Raw genomic sequence first — 16,326 nt, 5'->3', positions numbered from 1 at the left:
CGGGCACAAAGGGAGAAGGACCCCGGGGACGGTCGGTCGTCCACGGGGCCCTTCTCGTACAGGGGGTACTGCTGGTCCTACTCGGCGAGCACGGCCTCGGCATCGAGGGTCACGCCGACCGCCTGGATCACCGAGGCGATCTTGACGGCTTCCTGAATGGTCTCACGGTCCACGCCCGCCTTGCGCAGCACCTGCTCGTGGGAGTCCAGGCACTGGCCGCAGCCGTTGATCGCGGAGACGGCGAGCGACCACAGCTCGAAGTCGATCTTCTCCACGCCGGGCTTGCCGATGACGTTCATCCGCAGACCCGCACGGAGCGTCCCGTACTCGGGGTCCGACAGCAGGTGCCGGGTCCGGTAGAAGACGTTGTTCATCGCCATGATGGCGGCGGCCGACTTCGCGGCGGTGTACGCCTCCGCGGAGAGATTGGCCTTCGCCTCCGGCTCCAGCTCGCGCAGCACCTTCGGCGAGCGCGAGGCGATCGCGCAGGCGAGGACGGTGCCCCACAGCTGCTGCTGCGGGAGCTCGCTGTTGCCGATGACCGAGCCGAGGTTCAGCTTCAGGTCCTTGGCGAAGTCCGGAACGGCGGCCTTCAGTTCGTCGAGTGCCATGTCGCTGTCAGCTCACTCGCCCGAGAGGAGCGCGACCGGGTCGAGGGTGTTCTCGCCCTTGGTCCAGTTGCACGGGCACAGCTCGTCGGTCTGCAGGGCGTCCAGGACCCGCAGGACCTCCTTGGGGTTACGGCCCACGGAACCGGCGGTCACCATCGTGAACTGGATCTCGTTGTTCTGGTCGACGATGAAGACGGCGCGCTGGGCGAAGCCGTCCTCGCCCTCGATGCCGAGGTCACGCATGAGCTCGTGCTTCGAGTCGGCCATCATCGGGAACGGCAGGTCGGTCAGGTCCGGGTGGTCCTTGCGCCAGGCGTGGTGCACGAACTCGGAGTCGCCGGAGAAGCCGAGGATCTGGGCGTCACGGTCGGCGAACTCTTCGTTCAGCTTGCCGAAGGCGGCGATCTCGGTGGGGCACACGAAGGTGAAGTCCTTCGGCCACGCGAAGACGATCTTCCACTTGCCCTCGTAGGTCTTGTGGTTGATCTGCTCGAACTCCTTGCCGCTCTCCAGCGAGACACAAGCAGTCAGGTCGAACTCGGGGAACTTGTCACCGACAGTGAGCACGCGCTCTCCTTGTAGCGTAGGAATTCCCTTATGGGGGATTTCCTGAGGGTTGGACGGAGTCCACCTTGGCACAGAGTGCATTGATCACGGAAATAGCTACACTCGGCCGTGATGATCGGAGGTGCCTATCAGTGGCTCAGGGCAATCAGGGCAGTCGCCCCAAACAACCCAGCCTGTCGCAGCTTCGCGCCTTCGTGGCCGTCGCCGAATATCTCCACTTCAGGGACGCGGCGGCAGCAATCGGGATGAGTCAGCCGGCGCTGTCCGGGGCCGTGTCGACCCTGGAGGAGGCACTGGGTGTCCAGCTCATCGAGCGTACGACGCGCAAGGTGCTGCTCTCGCCGGCCGGGGAGCGGCTCGCGGTGCGGGCGCGGGCGGTGCTGGAGGCCGTCGGTGAGCTGATGGAGGAGGCCGAGGCGGTCCGGGCGCCGTTCACCGGGGTGCTCAGGCTCGGCGTGATCCCGACCGTCGCCCCGTATCTGCTGCCGACGGTGCTGCGGCTGGTCCACGAGCGCTACCCGGAGCTCGACCTCCAGGTGCACGAGGAGCAGACCTCCTCGCTGCTGGAGGGGCTGGCCGCGGGAAGGCTCGATCTGCTGCTGCTCGCCGTGCCGCTCGGGGTGCCGGGGGTCACCGAACTCCCGCTCTTCGACGAGGACTTCGTGCTGGTGATGGAGCAGGACCACTGGCTGGGCGGGCGCGCCGACATCCCGCGCGAGGCGCTGCGCGAGCTGCCGCTGCTGCTGCTCGACGAGGGGCACTGCCTGCGCGACCAGGCCCTGGACATCTGCCGGGAGGCGGGACGCACCGAGGGCGCGCCGGTCACCACGACCGCGGCCGGGCTCTCCACACTGGTCCAGCTGGTCGCCGGCGGGCTCGGGGTGACGCTGCTGCCGCGCACCGCGGTGACGGTGGAGACCGGCCGCAACGAGGCGCTGGCCACCGGGTACTTCGCGGAGCCGGCACCGTCGAGGCGGGTGGCGCTGGGGATGCGGACCGGGGCGGCGCGGCACGAGGAGTTCGAGGAGTTCGCGGCGGCGCTGCGGGAGGCGATGCGGGTGCTGCCGGTACGGGTGACGGACGGCCGGCAGAACGACTGAAGGGGCGCGGTCCCGCAGGACCGCACCCCTTCAGAGCCTCTTCGTCCCCGTCACTCCGTGCGCAGGCCGTCCGGGCGCATCATGCGCCACAACGGCGGCAGCGACACCAGCGTGACCAGCAGGATCAGCGCCGCGCCCGCGCCGGTCATCGGCAGGAACAGCCACCAGTCGGTGACCTTCTTGCCGAGCATGGCGATCAGCGCCGTACCCAGACCGAGTCCGCCCGCCACGGCCACCATCAGCCCGATGACCACCGGCACGGCGGTCTGCCAGAGCACCGACCAGGCGAGGGTGGACCGCCGGGTGCCGAAGGCGACCAGCACCGACAGCAGCCGCCTGCGTTCGCGCAGCTGCTCCAGCTGCGAGACCACCATCGCGGCGGCGATCAGCAGCAGCGTCGCGGTCGCACCGACCTGGAGGCCGCGCTGCACGCTGGCGTACTTCTCGTCACGGGCCACCGACTTGAGGGACGCCACCCGCATCCCGGGGTCGATCCGGGCCGCGGTGTTCCGTACGTACTCCGCGACGTCCTCGACGCTCTCGTCGACCCGGATCTGCGTCTGGGTCGTCGCGCCCGGCAGCGTGCTCGGGTCGACCGCGCCGGTGGTGGCCATGATGCCCCAGGAGTCCTCGCCCAGCGGATCGTGGCGGGCGACGACCGTCCGGGAGTCGGCGGGCAGCGTCCACCGCATCGGTTTCCGCCCGGCGCCCGGGTCGATCTCGACCTCCTTGCCCTTGCGGGCCGTCCGGTCCACCCAGTCGGACATCTCCTTGTCGTTCCTGGGGTGGACCACAAAGGTGTCGCCATCCGTGCAGGAGCCGATCCGGGCCAGTTCGCGCAGGGTTCCGCAGTCGCCGACGATGAGGCTGGTCGTCGGCTGGACCTCTTCCTCGGTGTACTTGCCGGGCCGGGTGACGTACACCTCGACCTTGCCGATGACGGCCGTCACTCCCTTGGTGGCCTTGAACTCCTGGATGGTCCGGGTGGCCGCCTCCGGGTCGACCTTCTCGGAGAACGTGTAGAACTGGGCCCGCGAAGGGTCCTGCCCGGTCAACCTGTTGAACTCGTCGCCCACCGCGGCGAACAGCATCTGCAGCGCCACCGCGCCCGCGACCGCGACGGTGATTCCGCTGACCGCGCGGGAGGCCGCGCTGCTGCTCAGCTGGAGCCTGCGGGTGGCCAGCTGCCAGGGCACCGGACCGCCGTGCAGCCGGTTCACGCACGCCTCGACCAGCCAGGGCAGCAGCAGCGCGAGCCCGACCAGGACCAGCACGGCACCGCCCGCGATCGGGTACGGGTTGACCGGGGCGTACGGCTCGACCTTGTCGCTCAGCAGGAGCACCACCAGACCCGCGACCGGCATCAGCAGCCGCCACCAGAACCGGCGCCTGCGGTTGCGGCCGCCCCGTACGACGCCGAGGGGCTCGATCACCACCGAGCGCAGGGCGGCCAGCGTGACCAGCACCGCAGCCGCCGGAACGGAGACGACGACCAGTGCCGTCAGCCCGGCGGAGGGCACCAGGTCGGACGGGAAGACGCTCACGTTCCAGATCTCGATGTGACCGACGAAGCCACGCCCCACCAGGAAGAGCGCCCCACCGATCAGCAGGCCGAGGACCGCCCCGAACAGGGCCTCGCCGGCCGCGATCCGGCGGGTCATCCGGATGTCCGTGCCGACCAGGCGCAGTGCGGCGAGGCGGCGGTCGCGGCGGTCGCCGCCGAACCGCACCGCCGTCGCGATGAAGATCGCGACCGGCACCAGCAGCACCACGCAGATCATGATGATCAGCACGATGAGGACGGGCGGCATCTCCTTGCCGCCGTCCGGGTTGCCGTAGGCGGCGATCCGGTGACCGCCGTCGGCGGACGTCAGGGTGTCGCTGCCCGCGTAGAAGAGCAGGTCCCCGGGCGAGACCAGGCCGGAGTCGGCGATCGTGCCGGTGATCCGGTACGGCACCCGCTCCTTGAGGAGACGCCCCTCCGGGGAGTCCAGCAGCTTCTTCAGCGCGGGGGAGACCGCCATCTCGTCGGCGCCGGGGAAGCGTGCGACGCCCGGCGGGACGACCGGGTGCGTGCCGTCCGCGCGCATCAGATAGCCGCTGACGGCGCGGCCGTGGTACTCGGTCTCCCTGCTGATCCGGAGTACCGAGGTGTCGGACTTCTCGGCCTGTGCGTCGGGTCCGCCGGGGATGCGGCTCTCGACGCGGGCCTGGTCGCGCGCGGAACGCTCCTCCAGCAGATGCGGTACGGAGGCGGCGGTCAGCAGCAGTGCCACCCCGAGGCCGACGCCGACGGCGGTCAGTGCGGTGCGGATCCAGCCCTCGCGTCCGCCGCCGGCGGCGAGCCGGATGCCGAGGCCGAGGTCGCGGAACCAGGCGGCGATGCCGGTGGGCGGGGTGGGCCCCGGCGGGGCGGCGGCCGGTGCGCTCTTGCGGTCGAGCAGGGTCATACGGTGTGCTCCAGGTCGCGGGTCCGGCCGTCTCGGACGGTGACGTCACGGTCGGAGTACGCGGCGACCCGGGCCTCGTGGGTCACCAGGACCACGGCGACATTGGCCGACCGGGCCGCCTCGGTGAGCAGCTCCATGACCCGTTCGCCGTTGAGGGAGTCCAGGGCGCCGGTCGGCTCGTCGGCGAAGATCACCTTGGGCGAGGCGGCCAGCGCGCGGGCCACGGCGACGCGCTGCCCCTGCCCGCCGGAGACCTCGCCGGGACGCTTGGCGCCCACGGCCTCGACCTCCAGGCGCTCCAGCCAGTGGCGGGCGGTGCGCTCGGCATCCTTGCGCTTGGCGCCGTTGAGCCGGATCGGCAGGGCGACGTTCTCCACGCAGGTCAGCTCCGGGACGAGCTGGCCGAACTGGAAGACGAAGCCGAACTCGGTACGGCGCAGGGCGCTGCGTTCGGCGTCCGACATCGCGGAGAGCTCACGGCCCGCGTAGGTGATCGTGCCCCGGTCGGGAGTGACGATGCCGGCGAGGCAGTGCAGCAGGGTCGACTTGCCGGAGCCGGAGGGGCCCATCACGGCGACGACCTCACCGGGGTGGATGGAGAACGACGCGCCGTCGAGCGCGGGCGTCCGGCCGTACGCCTTGTGCAGGCCGTCGGCGCTGAGCAGGGAGCCGTCGGGGATCACGCGGCCACCTCCGCGGCGAGCCGGTCGAGCCGGGCGGCGGTCAGTTCCAGCCAGCGCAGATCGGCTTCGAGGTGGAAGAGGGCGTGGTCGCAGATCAGCTGATCTGCGAGGTCGCCCTTGCGCTTGCGGTCGGTGAGTATCCGCATCAGGCGCAGGTGCTCGGTGCGCTGGGTGTCCAGCAGGGCCTCGGCGCTGCGGCCGGTGAGCAGGGCCAGGACGACCTTGGTGTAGAGCGTCGACTGGAGGTACGGCTCGGGCTTCTCCGGCTGCGCGAGCCAGGAGCTGACATCGGTGATCCCGGCCTCGGTGATGGCGTACCGCTTGCGTTCCGGGCCGCCGCCGCTCTCGACGCCGTCGACCTCGACGAGGCCGTTCTTGAGCAGCCGGGACATGGTCGAGTAGACCTGTCCGTAGTGCAGGGGGCGGTCGTGACCGAACTTCTCGTCGAACGTCCGCTTGAGGTCGTAGCCGTGGCGGGGGCCGGACTCCAGGAGTCCGAGCAGGGTGTGACCGATTGACATGCCGAGCACTGTACACGGCGTGTATACCTCCGGTGTATACCGGGGCTCCGTCCTCGGAACCCCGGCCTCCGTAACCCCGGCCTCCGTAACCCCGGCCTCCGTAACCCCGGACCTCAGGTTCCGGGCGGGCCCGGAGCGTCCTTCGGGGGCCGCCCCCGGCGGCGGATCGGACCCGCCGAGCCGGGCAGACGGCCCGCCTCCGCCAGCGCCCTGCGCAGCAGGAACTCGATCTGGGCGTTCGCGCTGCGCAGCTCGTCGGAGGCCCAGCGGGCCAGCGCGTCGTGCACCGCGGGATCCAGCCGCAGCAGCATCTGCTTGCGCTGCGGCGGGGTCCTGCGGGCCGGCGGAGTCTGTTCGGTCACTGGTAAAGAGTGCCCGTGTTCAGGACCGGCTGCGCCGCTCGGTCACCGCACAGCACCACCATCAGATTGCTGACCATGGACGCCTTGCGCTCCGCGTCGAGCTCGACGATGTCCTGCTCGGCGATCCGGGTGAGCGCCATCTCGACCATGCCGACCGCACCCTCGACGATCTGCTGCCGGGCCGCGACCACCGCGCCGGCCTGCTGGCGCTGGAGCATCGCGGAGGCGATCTCGGGGGCGTACGCGAGGTGGCTGAAGCGGGACTCGATGATCCGTACGCCGGCGGCCTGCACCCGGGCGGTGAGCTCCACGGCCAGCTTCTCGGTGATCTCCTCGGCGTTGCCGCGCAGCGAGAGGCCGCCCTCCTCGTGGGCGTCGTACGGGTACTCGATCGCGATGTGCCGGACGGCCGCCTCGGTCTGGGTGGCGACGAACTCCAGGAAGTCGTCGACCTCGAAGAGCGCCTGGGCGGTGTCCTCGACCTTCCAGACGACGATCGCGGCGAGCTCGATCGGGTTGCCGTAGGCGTCGTTGACCTTCAGGACCGCGGTCTCGTGGTTGCGGACCCGGGTGGAGATCTTCCGGCTGCTGGTGAGCGGGTTGATCCAGCGGAGCCCGTCGGCGCGGATCGTGCCGACGTACCGGCCGAAGAGCTGGATCACCCGGGCCTCGCCCGGTGCGACCATCTTCACACCCGTCATGCAGAAGAACGAGACGATGACGAGCAGCACCCCGAAGATGCAGACCGGGATGCCCAGGCCGTTGTTGCCGTTCGAGCCGACGACGCCGCCGATGATCGCGAGGCCGATGCCGGCGATCACACCGACCACGGTCAGCAGCAGGCCGAGACCGCCGGGGATGCTGTGCGCCGTCACCTCTCTCACCTGCGGTTCGGGCATCTGCGGCGTGTCGGGCGTGAGGTCGGCGGCAAGGGTGGTCGCGGCGTGCGGAATGTCGTGGTCGGACATGGGATCCCCCGTTTCGAAAGACTGACTCGGTGCTAGCAATGTGATTACACATTACCTGTGTTCGCAACCTTGGGCGCCCTTCATGAGTCGGTTCCCTTGGGAACGGGTGCTGATTGTCACGTCCGTAAAAGACCGCATCGCTCGCTTTTTGTCCTTGCCGACGGTGTTAGCTGGCTGGGCTGAGCTGATCTGGTCGAGCAGAGAAACGGGAGCAACACAGCGATGGGTCGAGCGGATGCGCGACGAGCCCAGCGGCGCGGAGCGCGGCGGGCCGCGAAGAGCGGCGGCATACGCAGACTCTTCACCTGGAAGAAGATGCTGGGCGCCTTCTTCGGACTCTGCCTGCTGATCATGGGCGCCTTCGTCGCGCTCTACATGTACGTGGACGTCCCGAAGGCCAACGCCCTGGCCGAGCGGCAGAGCAACGTCTACCAGTACAGCGACGGGTCGCTGCTGACCCGGACCGGCAAGGGGGTCAACCGCCAGATCGTGGATCTGGCCGAGGTGCCCCTGGAGGTGCAGCACACCTTCGTCGCCGCCGAGAACAAGTCGTTCTACGACGACAAGGGCGTCGACCTGAAGGGCACGACCCGGGGCATCCTCAACACCCTCAGCGGCAAGGGCAAGCAGGGCGGCTCGACCATCACCCAGCAGTACGTGAAGAACTACTACCTGACGCAGGACCCGACGGTCAGCCGGAAGCTCAAGGAGCTGGTGATCTCCCTCAAGGTCGACAGCAAGAAGAGCAAGGAATTCATCCTCGCCGGGTACATCAACACCGCGTACTACGGGCGCGGCGCGAGCGGCATCCAGGCCGCCGCGCAGGCCTACTACGGGGTCGACGCCAAGGACCTCAACGTCTCCCAGGGCGCCTACCTGGCCTCCGTGCTCCAGGCCCCCAGCCAGTACGACTGGCAGACCGCGAGCGAGACCGGCAGGAAGCTGGTCAAGGACCGCTGGGCCTACACCCTCGACAACATGGTCGAGATGCACTGGCTCGACCAGGCCGAGCGCGACAAGCTCAAGTTCCAGGTTCCGGACAATCCCAAGCCCGCCAAGGGCATGGAGGGCCAGACCGGCTACCTCGTCGAGGCGGCCAACCAGGAGCTGGAGAAGCAGGGCATCACCGCGGGAATGCGGGAGGCCGGCGGCTGGACCTTCACGCTCAACATCGACAAGAAGCGGCAGAAGCAGCTGGAGCAGTCCGTCGACCGCCAGCTGGAGTCCAAGCTGGACCGCAAGAGCAACAAGGTCGACGCGACCGTCCAGGCGGGCGCCACCTCCGTCGACCCGAAGACCGGCGCCGTCGTCGCGATGTACGGCGGGGTGGATTACGTCGAGCACTACCGGTCCAACGCCACCCGCCAGGACTACCAGCCTGCTTCCACCTTCAAGCCGCTGGTACTTGCCTCTGCGCTGGAGAACGGTTCGAAGACCCAGGACGGCCACCTGATCGGCGTCAACACCCGCTACGACGGCACCAGCAAGCGGCCCGTAGTGGGCAGCGACACCCCGTTCGCCCCGGAGAACGAGGACAACCAGAGCTATGGCAACGTCACCGTGCAGAAGGCGATGAACGCGTCGATCAACTCGGCCTTCGCGCAGATGGTCGTCGACGTCGGCCCGCCCGTGGTGAAGAAGACCGCACTGGCTCTCGGCGTACCGGACAAGAACTTCCCCGAGCGCCCCGCCATCACGCTCGGCACCATGAACGCCTCGACCTGGGACATGGCGGGCGCGTACGCCACGCTCGACAACCACGGCAAGAAGGTCACCCCGTTCATCGTGAAGTCGGCCAAGCACCGTGAGCGGACGGTCGAGCCGGTCGAGGGCATCGGCAGCCAGGTGATCAGCCGCAAGTCCGCCGACACCGTGACCTCCGTCCTGACAGGCGTCGTGGACAGCGGATCCGGCCAGGCCGCCAATACCTCGGCGTACGAAGCAGCGGGCAAGACGGGTACGTCGGAGAACAACAAGTCAGCCTGGTTCGCCGCCTACACCCCAGACCTGACGACGGTCGTCGCACTCTTCGGTGAGGCCCCGGCCGGCGGCGCCCAGGTCAGCCTGACCGGCACGGCCAACTCCGGCCGGGCCAACGGTGGCGGCTTCCCGGCGCAGATCTGGGCGGACTACACGCTCGGTGCGCTGGGCGGCGGCTCCAGTGCCCAGTTCGACCTGGAGGACGTCGAGCGCGGCGAGGTCACCGTGCCGACCACGCCGTCGACGACGCCCTCGCAGTCGGCGAGCACCGACACGACCCCGTCGCAGACGCCGGACAAGCCCTCGCAGAGCCAGTCCCACTCGCCCGACGTGCCGCCGAGCCAGTCGCCGGACGTACCGCCGCCGAGCCAGTCCCCGGACGTACCGCCGCCGAGCCAGTCCCCGGGGCTGCCGGGCGGCGGTGGCGCCGGCAAGCCGGGGGACGGCAACGAGAACAACATCGTCGACAACGCTCCACCCGCGCGCTGAGCGCCTGAGCCGACGATGAACACATGGGTCAGGGGCGGTGCCGGCCGGCACCGCCCCTGACCTCTTTCCTGTGGGTCAGTTGCCGTTGACCTTCTTGGCGACTTCGTCGCCGAGGCCCTTGCCCACGTTGTGCCAGTGCTACAGCGCGTGCTCCAGGACCGAGGCGCTCACACCGTCCAGCAGATGGCCGAAATGCTCCCCACTATCCGCTCGCGGGCCGTGTCGTCCAGGACCTTGCCCACCAGCGTTGCGGTGCCTTCGATCTCCATTTCTGAATGGAGGAACACCTCATTGGTTCCCAGCGTCTATGAGGTCGAGACAGTAGTGGTGCTAATGCTGTTCCAGTCCAGTCCGCCAGTGGGTGTGCCTTGCCATTCACCCGACATGGCTCCGACCGCTATGAGGCGGTTCTCAGGAACGTCGAGGTCGACGTGCCGGGTAGTACCTTTTCCTTTTGAATTCCAGTAGAAGTACTGGGTGCCAGAGCCCATCTGGTAGGTCGCGACGGCGGAGCTCCCGTCCGCTACCTGATCGGTGATGTACAAATGGTCCCCATATGCCACCCACTTGACTTTTGCGCCTAGGCCGGCCGAATAAACGGTTGCATCCTCGGCCATGGCGCTCGTGGACGCGGTAGTGGCGAGCACTGCGGCCGTGGTACCGATGATGGCAGCACGTACGAGTAATCTCATGCGGCATTCTCCCTATCGAATCGTTGTGCATTCGGATGGTAACATTGTGTGTTCGCGGAAGGTACTGTTCCTTTTCGCGGCGACGGCTTAGTGAGGGGCTTACTGGATCCCGTTTCGGTGGAGATGTCCTTTACGGGGTTTGCTGTTCAGTTATTCTGGAGCGGGGGATTTATGGGTGAATTACGTATTGTGGCCAGATTGGCTGTTACCGCTGCGGTGGCAGTAATGATGGTTTCGTGTGCCCCTGGCGAGGGGCATGATGCGGGCAGTGTCGGCGCGGCAAGCGATGGCGGAAAAGGTACTTTCTCCCTCGGGGGGAGGGAGCTCATGACCGTCATGAAGGAAACGGCTGATGCTGGGAAGGGGTTCAGCCTGAAGGATGCCACGAGCCTCGGGAGATACATATACGAGGGCCGAGTGCAGCATTATTCGGCATGCTTCGAAAAGGAGGTTCCTGAGTTCCGGGCTGTGGACATATATGTCGTTCCCGTGACAGAGAGGTGCCCTGCTCGTCCGGGGGTATCCGTCTCAGTGCCTAAAGCCCCCGATCTCACCGGGGGACGTGTTGAGGAGTCCCTCCTCGAGGCTCTGCTGAGTGGGTACTACCCGAAGCGCCTTCAGGTATTCAAAATCGGAGATTCCTCGAAGTCGGTCCCTCCTCGGCCGCTGGCAAACTGGCGGGTGTGTGCGCAGAACCCGGAAGGTGGAACGAAACTTGATGTGGCAGGGTCGATGAAATTCTACGTGGCCAAGAAGTGTCCGTAGTCTTTTCGTCAGGTCCGAGCATGGCCAGGGTTATTGCGTAGTGGTGATTCGTTCGGTTTGCCTGCCTCGTGTGCGAGGCGGTTGTGTCTCTGGGCCCTCCCGAGTTCTGAATCACTGCTCGGGGCACTGCTGATCCGTGACACTTCCTTGCCTTGGTGCGCGATTCGCGCGGCTTGCTGGGGGCAGTATTCACTGCTGCCCCAGCTGTATACAGCCGCAGTGGCCGTCCTGGCAGGCGCCCAGCCTCTCCTCTTGATTGGTGAATGGATCGACGTTGCCTCGTAGTCCGTCTTGGGTGTGCCCGGCTTCCCGATTGACCCCCTTCGCCGGTACCCGGTCGGCGCCACTTGGGGCTCCGGCCTCAAAATTTCGTGATGGTCCGACGGATTCTGCGACGGGTCGTTTCGGTGCTTCGGAGCGGGAAGGCATTGGTCCACCCACGCCAGGCCTGCTTGGCGAATTGCGCCCGAGGTGCCTTGTGCGTGTTCGTGCCCATTGGCTCGGGCGATCGAGTGCGATGAGGGGCTGGTTGGTCCTGGGGGCCGTCGCGGGCTATGACCTGGGGTCGCATTGGTCGGACTTCGATTTGTCCAGGAATACAGGCGGGACTACGACCCGATCGCCCTGGCCTGCCTGCGGACGACTGCCCGTGACCGGGCCGAAATCACATATGCAATTTCAGTAGTGCTGCATGACCACGGGGCGTCCATTCCTGGAATATCGAGATCCGAGTCCCATGGTTTGATTTCGGCCAAGGTGGTTCAGATTGGCCATCTTCGGTCTGGCTCGGCGTGGGCCACAGCAGTTACGGTCACCGGGTCGTCGGGCCGCTCGCCATTGTCGACCGCGGCGTACGAGTATTCATTCGAATAAGGTTTAGGGGGTGGGTGTTCGTGGCTGATGCGAAGGTTCTCGAGGGCCAGAAGTGGGTCAATGCCAAATATGCCGGGGTGTCGGGGTACGTGAAGTGCCCAGAGAATGGGCAGACCGGCTGGTCGACCATGTACTCGTTCATCATGGGTCTGCAGCACGAGCTGGGAATCAGTCCCGTGGTCGCCTCATTCGGGGAGACGACCATGAGCAAGCTTGAGGCGTACAAGAGCATATCGGACGCGGACCAGAACAAGAACATTCGCGACATCATCCGCTATGGCCTGTTCTGCAAGGGCTACTGGGGTGAATCCGGGGACACCTTCAATGCCGACGCGCTTGAATCGATGAAGCAGAACATGGGTATCTGGCAAACTGGCCAGGACGCTTGGAACAGATCGGTGCAGGCCAAGGTGTTCAAGGCCCTGCTCACGATGGACGCCTATGTCGTGATTGCCGGCGGTACGGAGAAGGTCCGCGGAATTCAGCAATGGCTCAACGGCCGTTACTGGGAAAAGTCGGCCTACTACATAGGCCCGTGCGACGGCCTGTACTCACGCGATGTGCAGAAGTCTTTGGTGATCGCCCTCCAGTACGAGATGGGCATCGCCTCTCCGAACGGCCAATTCGGGCCCGGCACCCAAGCCGCCTTGAAGAACCACACGCTCGCCGAGGGTGCGACTGGCATCATGGTGAACCTGTTCACCGCCGCGTGCGTGTTCAATGAACCGGTGCCTTTCGGTGACGGGGTACGTACCACCTTCACCTCCACCTTCAGTTCGAACATCACCGAATACGTGAAGCTGTTCCAGGAGTTCTCGTATCTCCCTCAAAAAGCGGGCAAGGGCGACTACGACACCTGGTGCCAGCTGCTTGTGTCCATGGGCAACCCCGACCGTGATGTGACCGGCGCTGACACTCGGTTCGTCATCAACGCCGACCGCGCCAAGTGGCTCAAGAACAACCGCTGCGAGATCGTCGGCCGGTACCTGTACAGCCCGGACCCCAACTTTGAGAAGGAGATCAAGCCCGGCGAGCTCGAGACCATTCTCGCCGCTGGCCTGAATTTCTTCCCGATTATGCAGGTTCATGGCCGGGACGTGACCGAGTACAACTACACCACCGGTTTCCAGCACGCTCTGATAGCGCATGATCAGGCGACCAAGTTCGGTATTCCGCGTGGGTCGGTAATCTACTTTGCGGTGGACTACGACGCCACCCAGGACCAGATGGACCCCTACATCGTGAAGTACTTCAACGGTGTGGTGGCCGGCCTCGCGGACCAGGGCAAGAAGTACATCCACGGCGTGTATGGGTCGCGGAATGTGTGCATCAACGCCACCGAGAAGACCTACGCCCGGTACTCGTTCGTCTCCGGTATGTCCTGGGGCTTCTCCGGGAACCTCGGCTTCCCCCTGCCGGCGAACTGGTCGTTGAACCAGATCAAGGAGATCAGCGGCATCGAGATCGGCGGAGAGGGAGGGAAGATCGACCTGGACCACGACGTGTGGCGCCCGGACAGCGATCCCGGCGTGTCCTCCCTGACCGCCGTTGCGTCGCCTGCGGCGGACTTCATGGTCTACATTGACCAGCTATATGGCACCGCTCAGGACTATATTGCTTCTCACTCCACCAGTAGCAGCCCGTCCCAGTTGGTGATGGAGTTCGTTCGCCACGCAAAGTACGGTGGCGTTGACTGGAAAATCTTGATCGGTTCCTATGACAAGGACTGGGTTGCCTATGCCAAGAGCAAGGGCCACACGGTGAAGAAAGGGTTTACCGACCCCAACTCCGGCTACGAGCTCGGCGCCGAGCACCTGATGGCCACCGCTAACGGGCACCTGCTCATCACCCAGCCCACGAACCCCAAGTCCGTGAACAGCGGGGACATCGCTGGATGGGGCGGCGACTGGATGACTTTCTACGCCAACTGGTGTAACGACGAGGAAAAGTACGCGTCCGGCAAGGCGTACTGCGACGCGAAACTCGCCAAACCGGGTGTGCCCTCTTCCTTCGGATTCACCGACCTGATCGAGGATGCCGATGGCTACCTGATCGCCCGCGCATGCGCTGCCGGAACCCCGATCAACCAGATCGTGCGGGAGCATTACGGAAATGGTGGCGGCCATCTCACCCGGTTCACGCAGTATTTCAACAAGCGCTTTTCCACCGCAGCAGACTGCAAGGACCAGGCGTACAACGATCTGACGGTTCAGCACCCGAAGTTCGATACCGCGCGCGGTGTGCTGATCGTAGCCGCGGGCGCGAAGAGCCCAATAGCGGTGTCGAACGAAATCGGCGGATTCGACAAGCTGCAGAACTTCTGTCAGGGGTTCACCGACGCAATCGTCGCAAGAGTCGGCGCCGAGTCCTGATGTTCAACCTCGTCTTCACAGGTCTTGTCCTGGCTATCCCGGCGGGGCTGCTGATGCTGCGCCGTGGCGCGAAGCGGCCTCCACCGTGGCACAGGCAGCCTGTCGCACTCCTCGGTGCCGCTCTGATCTCCGGGAGTCTCGCGGCCATGGTGTGGGGCTTCGGCGTCTTCTCGGGCGGTCTGGACGTTCAGGAAACCTGTGAGCTCACCCTCCACACCACCTACGACCAGGCGTGGCGGGACCGTACAGGTGCGGATGGCACGTCGTACTTCCCGTTGTCCGATGCGTGCAACGAGCATGTCAGTCTCGTGCCGGCATGGGTGAATCCAGCGATCCTCATTCTCGCTGTCCTCGCCATCGGCGCTCTTGTTCTTGCCCTCTTCCGGATCGCTTCTGCGATCCTCCACAGAAAGGAGTTGGTCTCCTCGTGAGCGGTATAACCAGCCGTAGGAGTCTGCTCGGAGCGGGCGCGGCTACCGCTGCCGGTTTAGCTCTCGCCACCGCCGTGAGCCCCGCGCGGGCGGCGGCCCGGCCGAAGCCACTGCCGAAGGCCAAGCAGACAGAGCTACCGGAAGACAAAAGATGGTCCGGACGGACTTCCGCGAACGGCTGGGCCATCCTGGCCGAGGCCACCGAGCACCGGGTCCAGGGCACACAAAGGCTCACCGTGAAGCTCGCGGAGGGTCCGGCCGCGACCGTGCTGCTCTACGTGGTGCGCCGCTACGCCTACGAGATCGACATGCTCCGGCCCGAAGAGCTGACCGGACACACCACCGACCGCGAGGTGGGAGCGGCATTTGAGTCGAACTACCTTTCCGGTACAGCCGTGGCGATTCAACCCATGCTCTACCCGCTGGGCGGCACGGCCGCCAATGGCATGAGCGAGCTGGCGGTGACGGTGGTGGAGGACATCCTCGCGGACGTGGGCGAGGTCGTAGCGTGGGGCGGGGAGCTCGACCCGCTCAAGCAGTCCCACTTCCACATCGCCACCCCACCAGGCGATCGGCGCCTTGAAGCGCTGGCTGACCGCATCCGTAGCTGGGACAGCCAACCTGGAAAGGGCGCGGGCAGCATCGACGCGTTCACCAGCTCCCGGATCTCCCGCTCTCGAAAGGCGAGGAACACACGCTGAACACAACTGAGAGCATGCCCGGTGTGGTGAGGCAGATCAGCCGCTGACAGTCGTTGAACCCCAGGAAGTCGTAGCCGTCATCAAGGTGCGCTGTGCGCCTTGTTCTCGTTGAAGACCAGCCCCGGCGCCAGCCGTGGCGAGGCCGAGCCTTGACCTGCTCGGCCTTGCCACGGCTGTGACAGAGAGCCACCACATTGTCGGCGTACCTGATCAAAATTGGCGAGTCCGCCTCGGTCTCCCCGGTATGAGCAACCGGTCTGCCAATGGCGGACTCCAGCCGCCAGGGCCAGCAGTGCGGGTCGCAGTCTCGGATCAAGGTTTCACGCGCTTCTTCCGACCATCGCCAGGCCTGCGCACCCGGCCCAGAGTTCCCTCGCCGGTCTCCAACTCGTCCATGCTCTTGCGGACCGTCGTCTCGCTGACCGGAGCCACCCGCGCGTCCGCCCGGATTCCGCCGGACCCCAGAATCAGGGCCTCGGCCTCCGTGATCAACCGCCGCTGTCACTCGCCCAGATGTGTGAACAACACCCGAAACCTCAAAGCAGGTTGGCCACGAATCCCATCAGCGGCGCTCGCGGCACAACAACCAGCCGAATCACGCGAAGCAACACCTTGATTCTCTGCGAGCCCTAACGCGTCACCGTCGACGCGAGTATGGCAGTGGCGCAGATGATCCGGCCCGGGCAGCTACGCCCCCCGCCACAAGATTGGGGGCCCCCCCGAAGGGACTTGGGGGAGCGGGGGGCCCGGGGCGGGGGCCC

General features: G+C 66.3%; 14 protein-coding genes and 1 pseudogene. 6 read left to right on the top strand and 9 right to left on the bottom strand.

Annotated features, from left to right (window positions below):
* Positions 1-77: 77 nt before the first annotated feature.
* Positions 78-611 (bottom strand): alkyl hydroperoxide reductase, encoded by a 534-nt coding sequence (locus ACFVH0_RS09030; RefSeq protein ID WP_072483998.1) that lies wholly within the window; start codon positions 609-611, stop codon positions 78-80.
* 12 nt (positions 612-623) lie between these two features.
* Entirely contained in the window at positions 624-1,178 is a 555-nt protein-coding gene (locus ACFVH0_RS09025) for a peroxiredoxin (RefSeq protein ID WP_259934020.1), read from the bottom strand.
* Between the two features lie 131 nt (positions 1,179-1,309).
* Here ACFVH0_RS09025 and ACFVH0_RS09020 point away from each other — a divergent pair, with 131 nt between their 5' ends.
* A complete protein-coding gene (locus ACFVH0_RS09020; protein ID WP_385818921.1) occupies positions 1,310-2,278 on the top strand; it encodes a hydrogen peroxide-inducible genes activator in 969 nt (322 codons plus the stop codon).
* A gap of 50 nt (positions 2,279-2,328) precedes the next feature.
* Here ACFVH0_RS09020 and ACFVH0_RS09015 read toward each other — a convergent pair whose 3' ends face one another.
* The 5 genes from ACFVH0_RS09015 to ACFVH0_RS08995 all read right to left on the bottom strand — a co-directional run bounded on the left by ACFVH0_RS09015 (position 2,329) and on the right by ACFVH0_RS08995 (position 7,262).
* Positions 2,329-4,728, bottom strand: a complete 2,400-nt coding sequence (locus tag ACFVH0_RS09015) for an FtsX-like permease family protein (RefSeq protein ID WP_385818920.1) — start codon at positions 4,726-4,728, stop codon at positions 2,329-2,331.
* Positions 4,725-5,411, bottom strand: a complete 687-nt coding sequence (locus ACFVH0_RS09010; RefSeq protein WP_385818919.1) for an ABC transporter ATP-binding protein — start codon at positions 5,409-5,411, stop codon at positions 4,725-4,727. Before ACFVH0_RS09010 ends, ACFVH0_RS09015 begins: the two co-directional genes overlap by 4 nt.
* A complete protein-coding gene (locus ACFVH0_RS09005) occupies positions 5,408-5,932 on the bottom strand; it encodes a PadR family transcriptional regulator (RefSeq protein ID WP_385818918.1) in 525 nt (174 codons plus the stop codon). Before ACFVH0_RS09005 ends, ACFVH0_RS09010 begins: the two co-directional genes overlap by 4 nt.
* A 113-nt stretch (positions 5,933-6,045) precedes the next feature.
* On the bottom strand, positions 6,046-6,294 hold the full coding sequence (locus ACFVH0_RS09000; protein WP_385818917.1) for a hypothetical protein: 249 nt from the start codon (positions 6,292-6,294) through the stop codon (positions 6,046-6,048).
* Positions 6,291-7,262, bottom strand: a complete 972-nt coding sequence (locus ACFVH0_RS08995) for an SPFH domain-containing protein (RefSeq protein ID WP_385818916.1) — start codon at positions 7,260-7,262, stop codon at positions 6,291-6,293. The genes ACFVH0_RS09000 and ACFVH0_RS08995 overlap by 4 nt, the downstream gene beginning before the upstream one ends.
* Before the next feature lie 222 nt (positions 7,263-7,484).
* Between ACFVH0_RS08995 and ACFVH0_RS08990 the strand changes: the two genes are divergently transcribed.
* Positions 7,485-9,731, top strand: a complete 2,247-nt coding sequence (locus tag ACFVH0_RS08990; RefSeq protein ID WP_385818915.1) for a transglycosylase domain-containing protein — start codon at positions 7,485-7,487, stop codon at positions 9,729-9,731.
* A 305-nt stretch (positions 9,732-10,036) separates the two neighbouring features.
* Here ACFVH0_RS08990 and ACFVH0_RS08985 read toward each other — a convergent pair whose 3' ends face one another.
* Complete coding sequence (locus ACFVH0_RS08985) at positions 10,037-10,423, bottom strand: hypothetical protein (protein ID WP_385818914.1); 387 nt, start codon at positions 10,421-10,423, stop codon at positions 10,037-10,039.
* Between the two features lie 327 nt (positions 10,424-10,750).
* On the opposite strand from ACFVH0_RS08985, the gene ACFVH0_RS08980 reads away from it, so the two are divergent.
* From ACFVH0_RS08980 to ACFVH0_RS08965, 4 genes are all read left to right on the top strand, one after another.
* Entirely contained in the window at positions 10,751-11,188 is a 438-nt protein-coding gene (locus ACFVH0_RS08980) for a hypothetical protein (protein ID WP_385818913.1), read from the top strand.
* A gap of 893 nt (positions 11,189-12,081) precedes the next feature.
* Positions 12,082-14,433 carry a glycoside hydrolase domain-containing protein gene (locus tag ACFVH0_RS08975; protein WP_385818912.1) on the top strand — a complete coding sequence of 784 codons (2,352 nt, stop codon included), beginning with the start codon at positions 12,082-12,084 and terminating at the stop codon, positions 14,431-14,433.
* A complete protein-coding gene (locus ACFVH0_RS08970) occupies positions 14,433-14,864 on the top strand; it encodes a hypothetical protein (protein WP_385818911.1) in 432 nt (143 codons plus the stop codon). Before ACFVH0_RS08975 ends, ACFVH0_RS08970 begins: the two co-directional genes overlap by 1 nt.
* The gene (locus tag ACFVH0_RS08965; RefSeq protein ID WP_385818910.1) at positions 14,861-15,565 is read left to right on the top strand and encodes a hypothetical protein; all 705 of its coding nucleotides are present in this window, start codon (positions 14,861-14,863) and stop codon (positions 15,563-15,565) included. Before ACFVH0_RS08970 ends, ACFVH0_RS08965 begins: the two co-directional genes overlap by 4 nt.
* Positions 15,566-15,846: 281 nt before the next feature.
* Here the strand turns inward: ACFVH0_RS08965 and ACFVH0_RS08960 are convergent.
* Positions 15,847-16,054, bottom strand: a pseudogene (locus ACFVH0_RS08960) (ISAzo13 family transposase); the annotation flags it as partial.
* Positions 16,055-16,326: the final 272 nt, after the last annotated feature.

This window comes from Streptomyces sp. NPDC127117, assembly GCF_042677325.1.
GTDB lineage: Bacteria > Actinomycetota > Actinomycetes > Streptomycetales > Streptomycetaceae > Streptomyces.
This window is presented reverse-complemented; position numbering and strand designations above follow the sequence as displayed.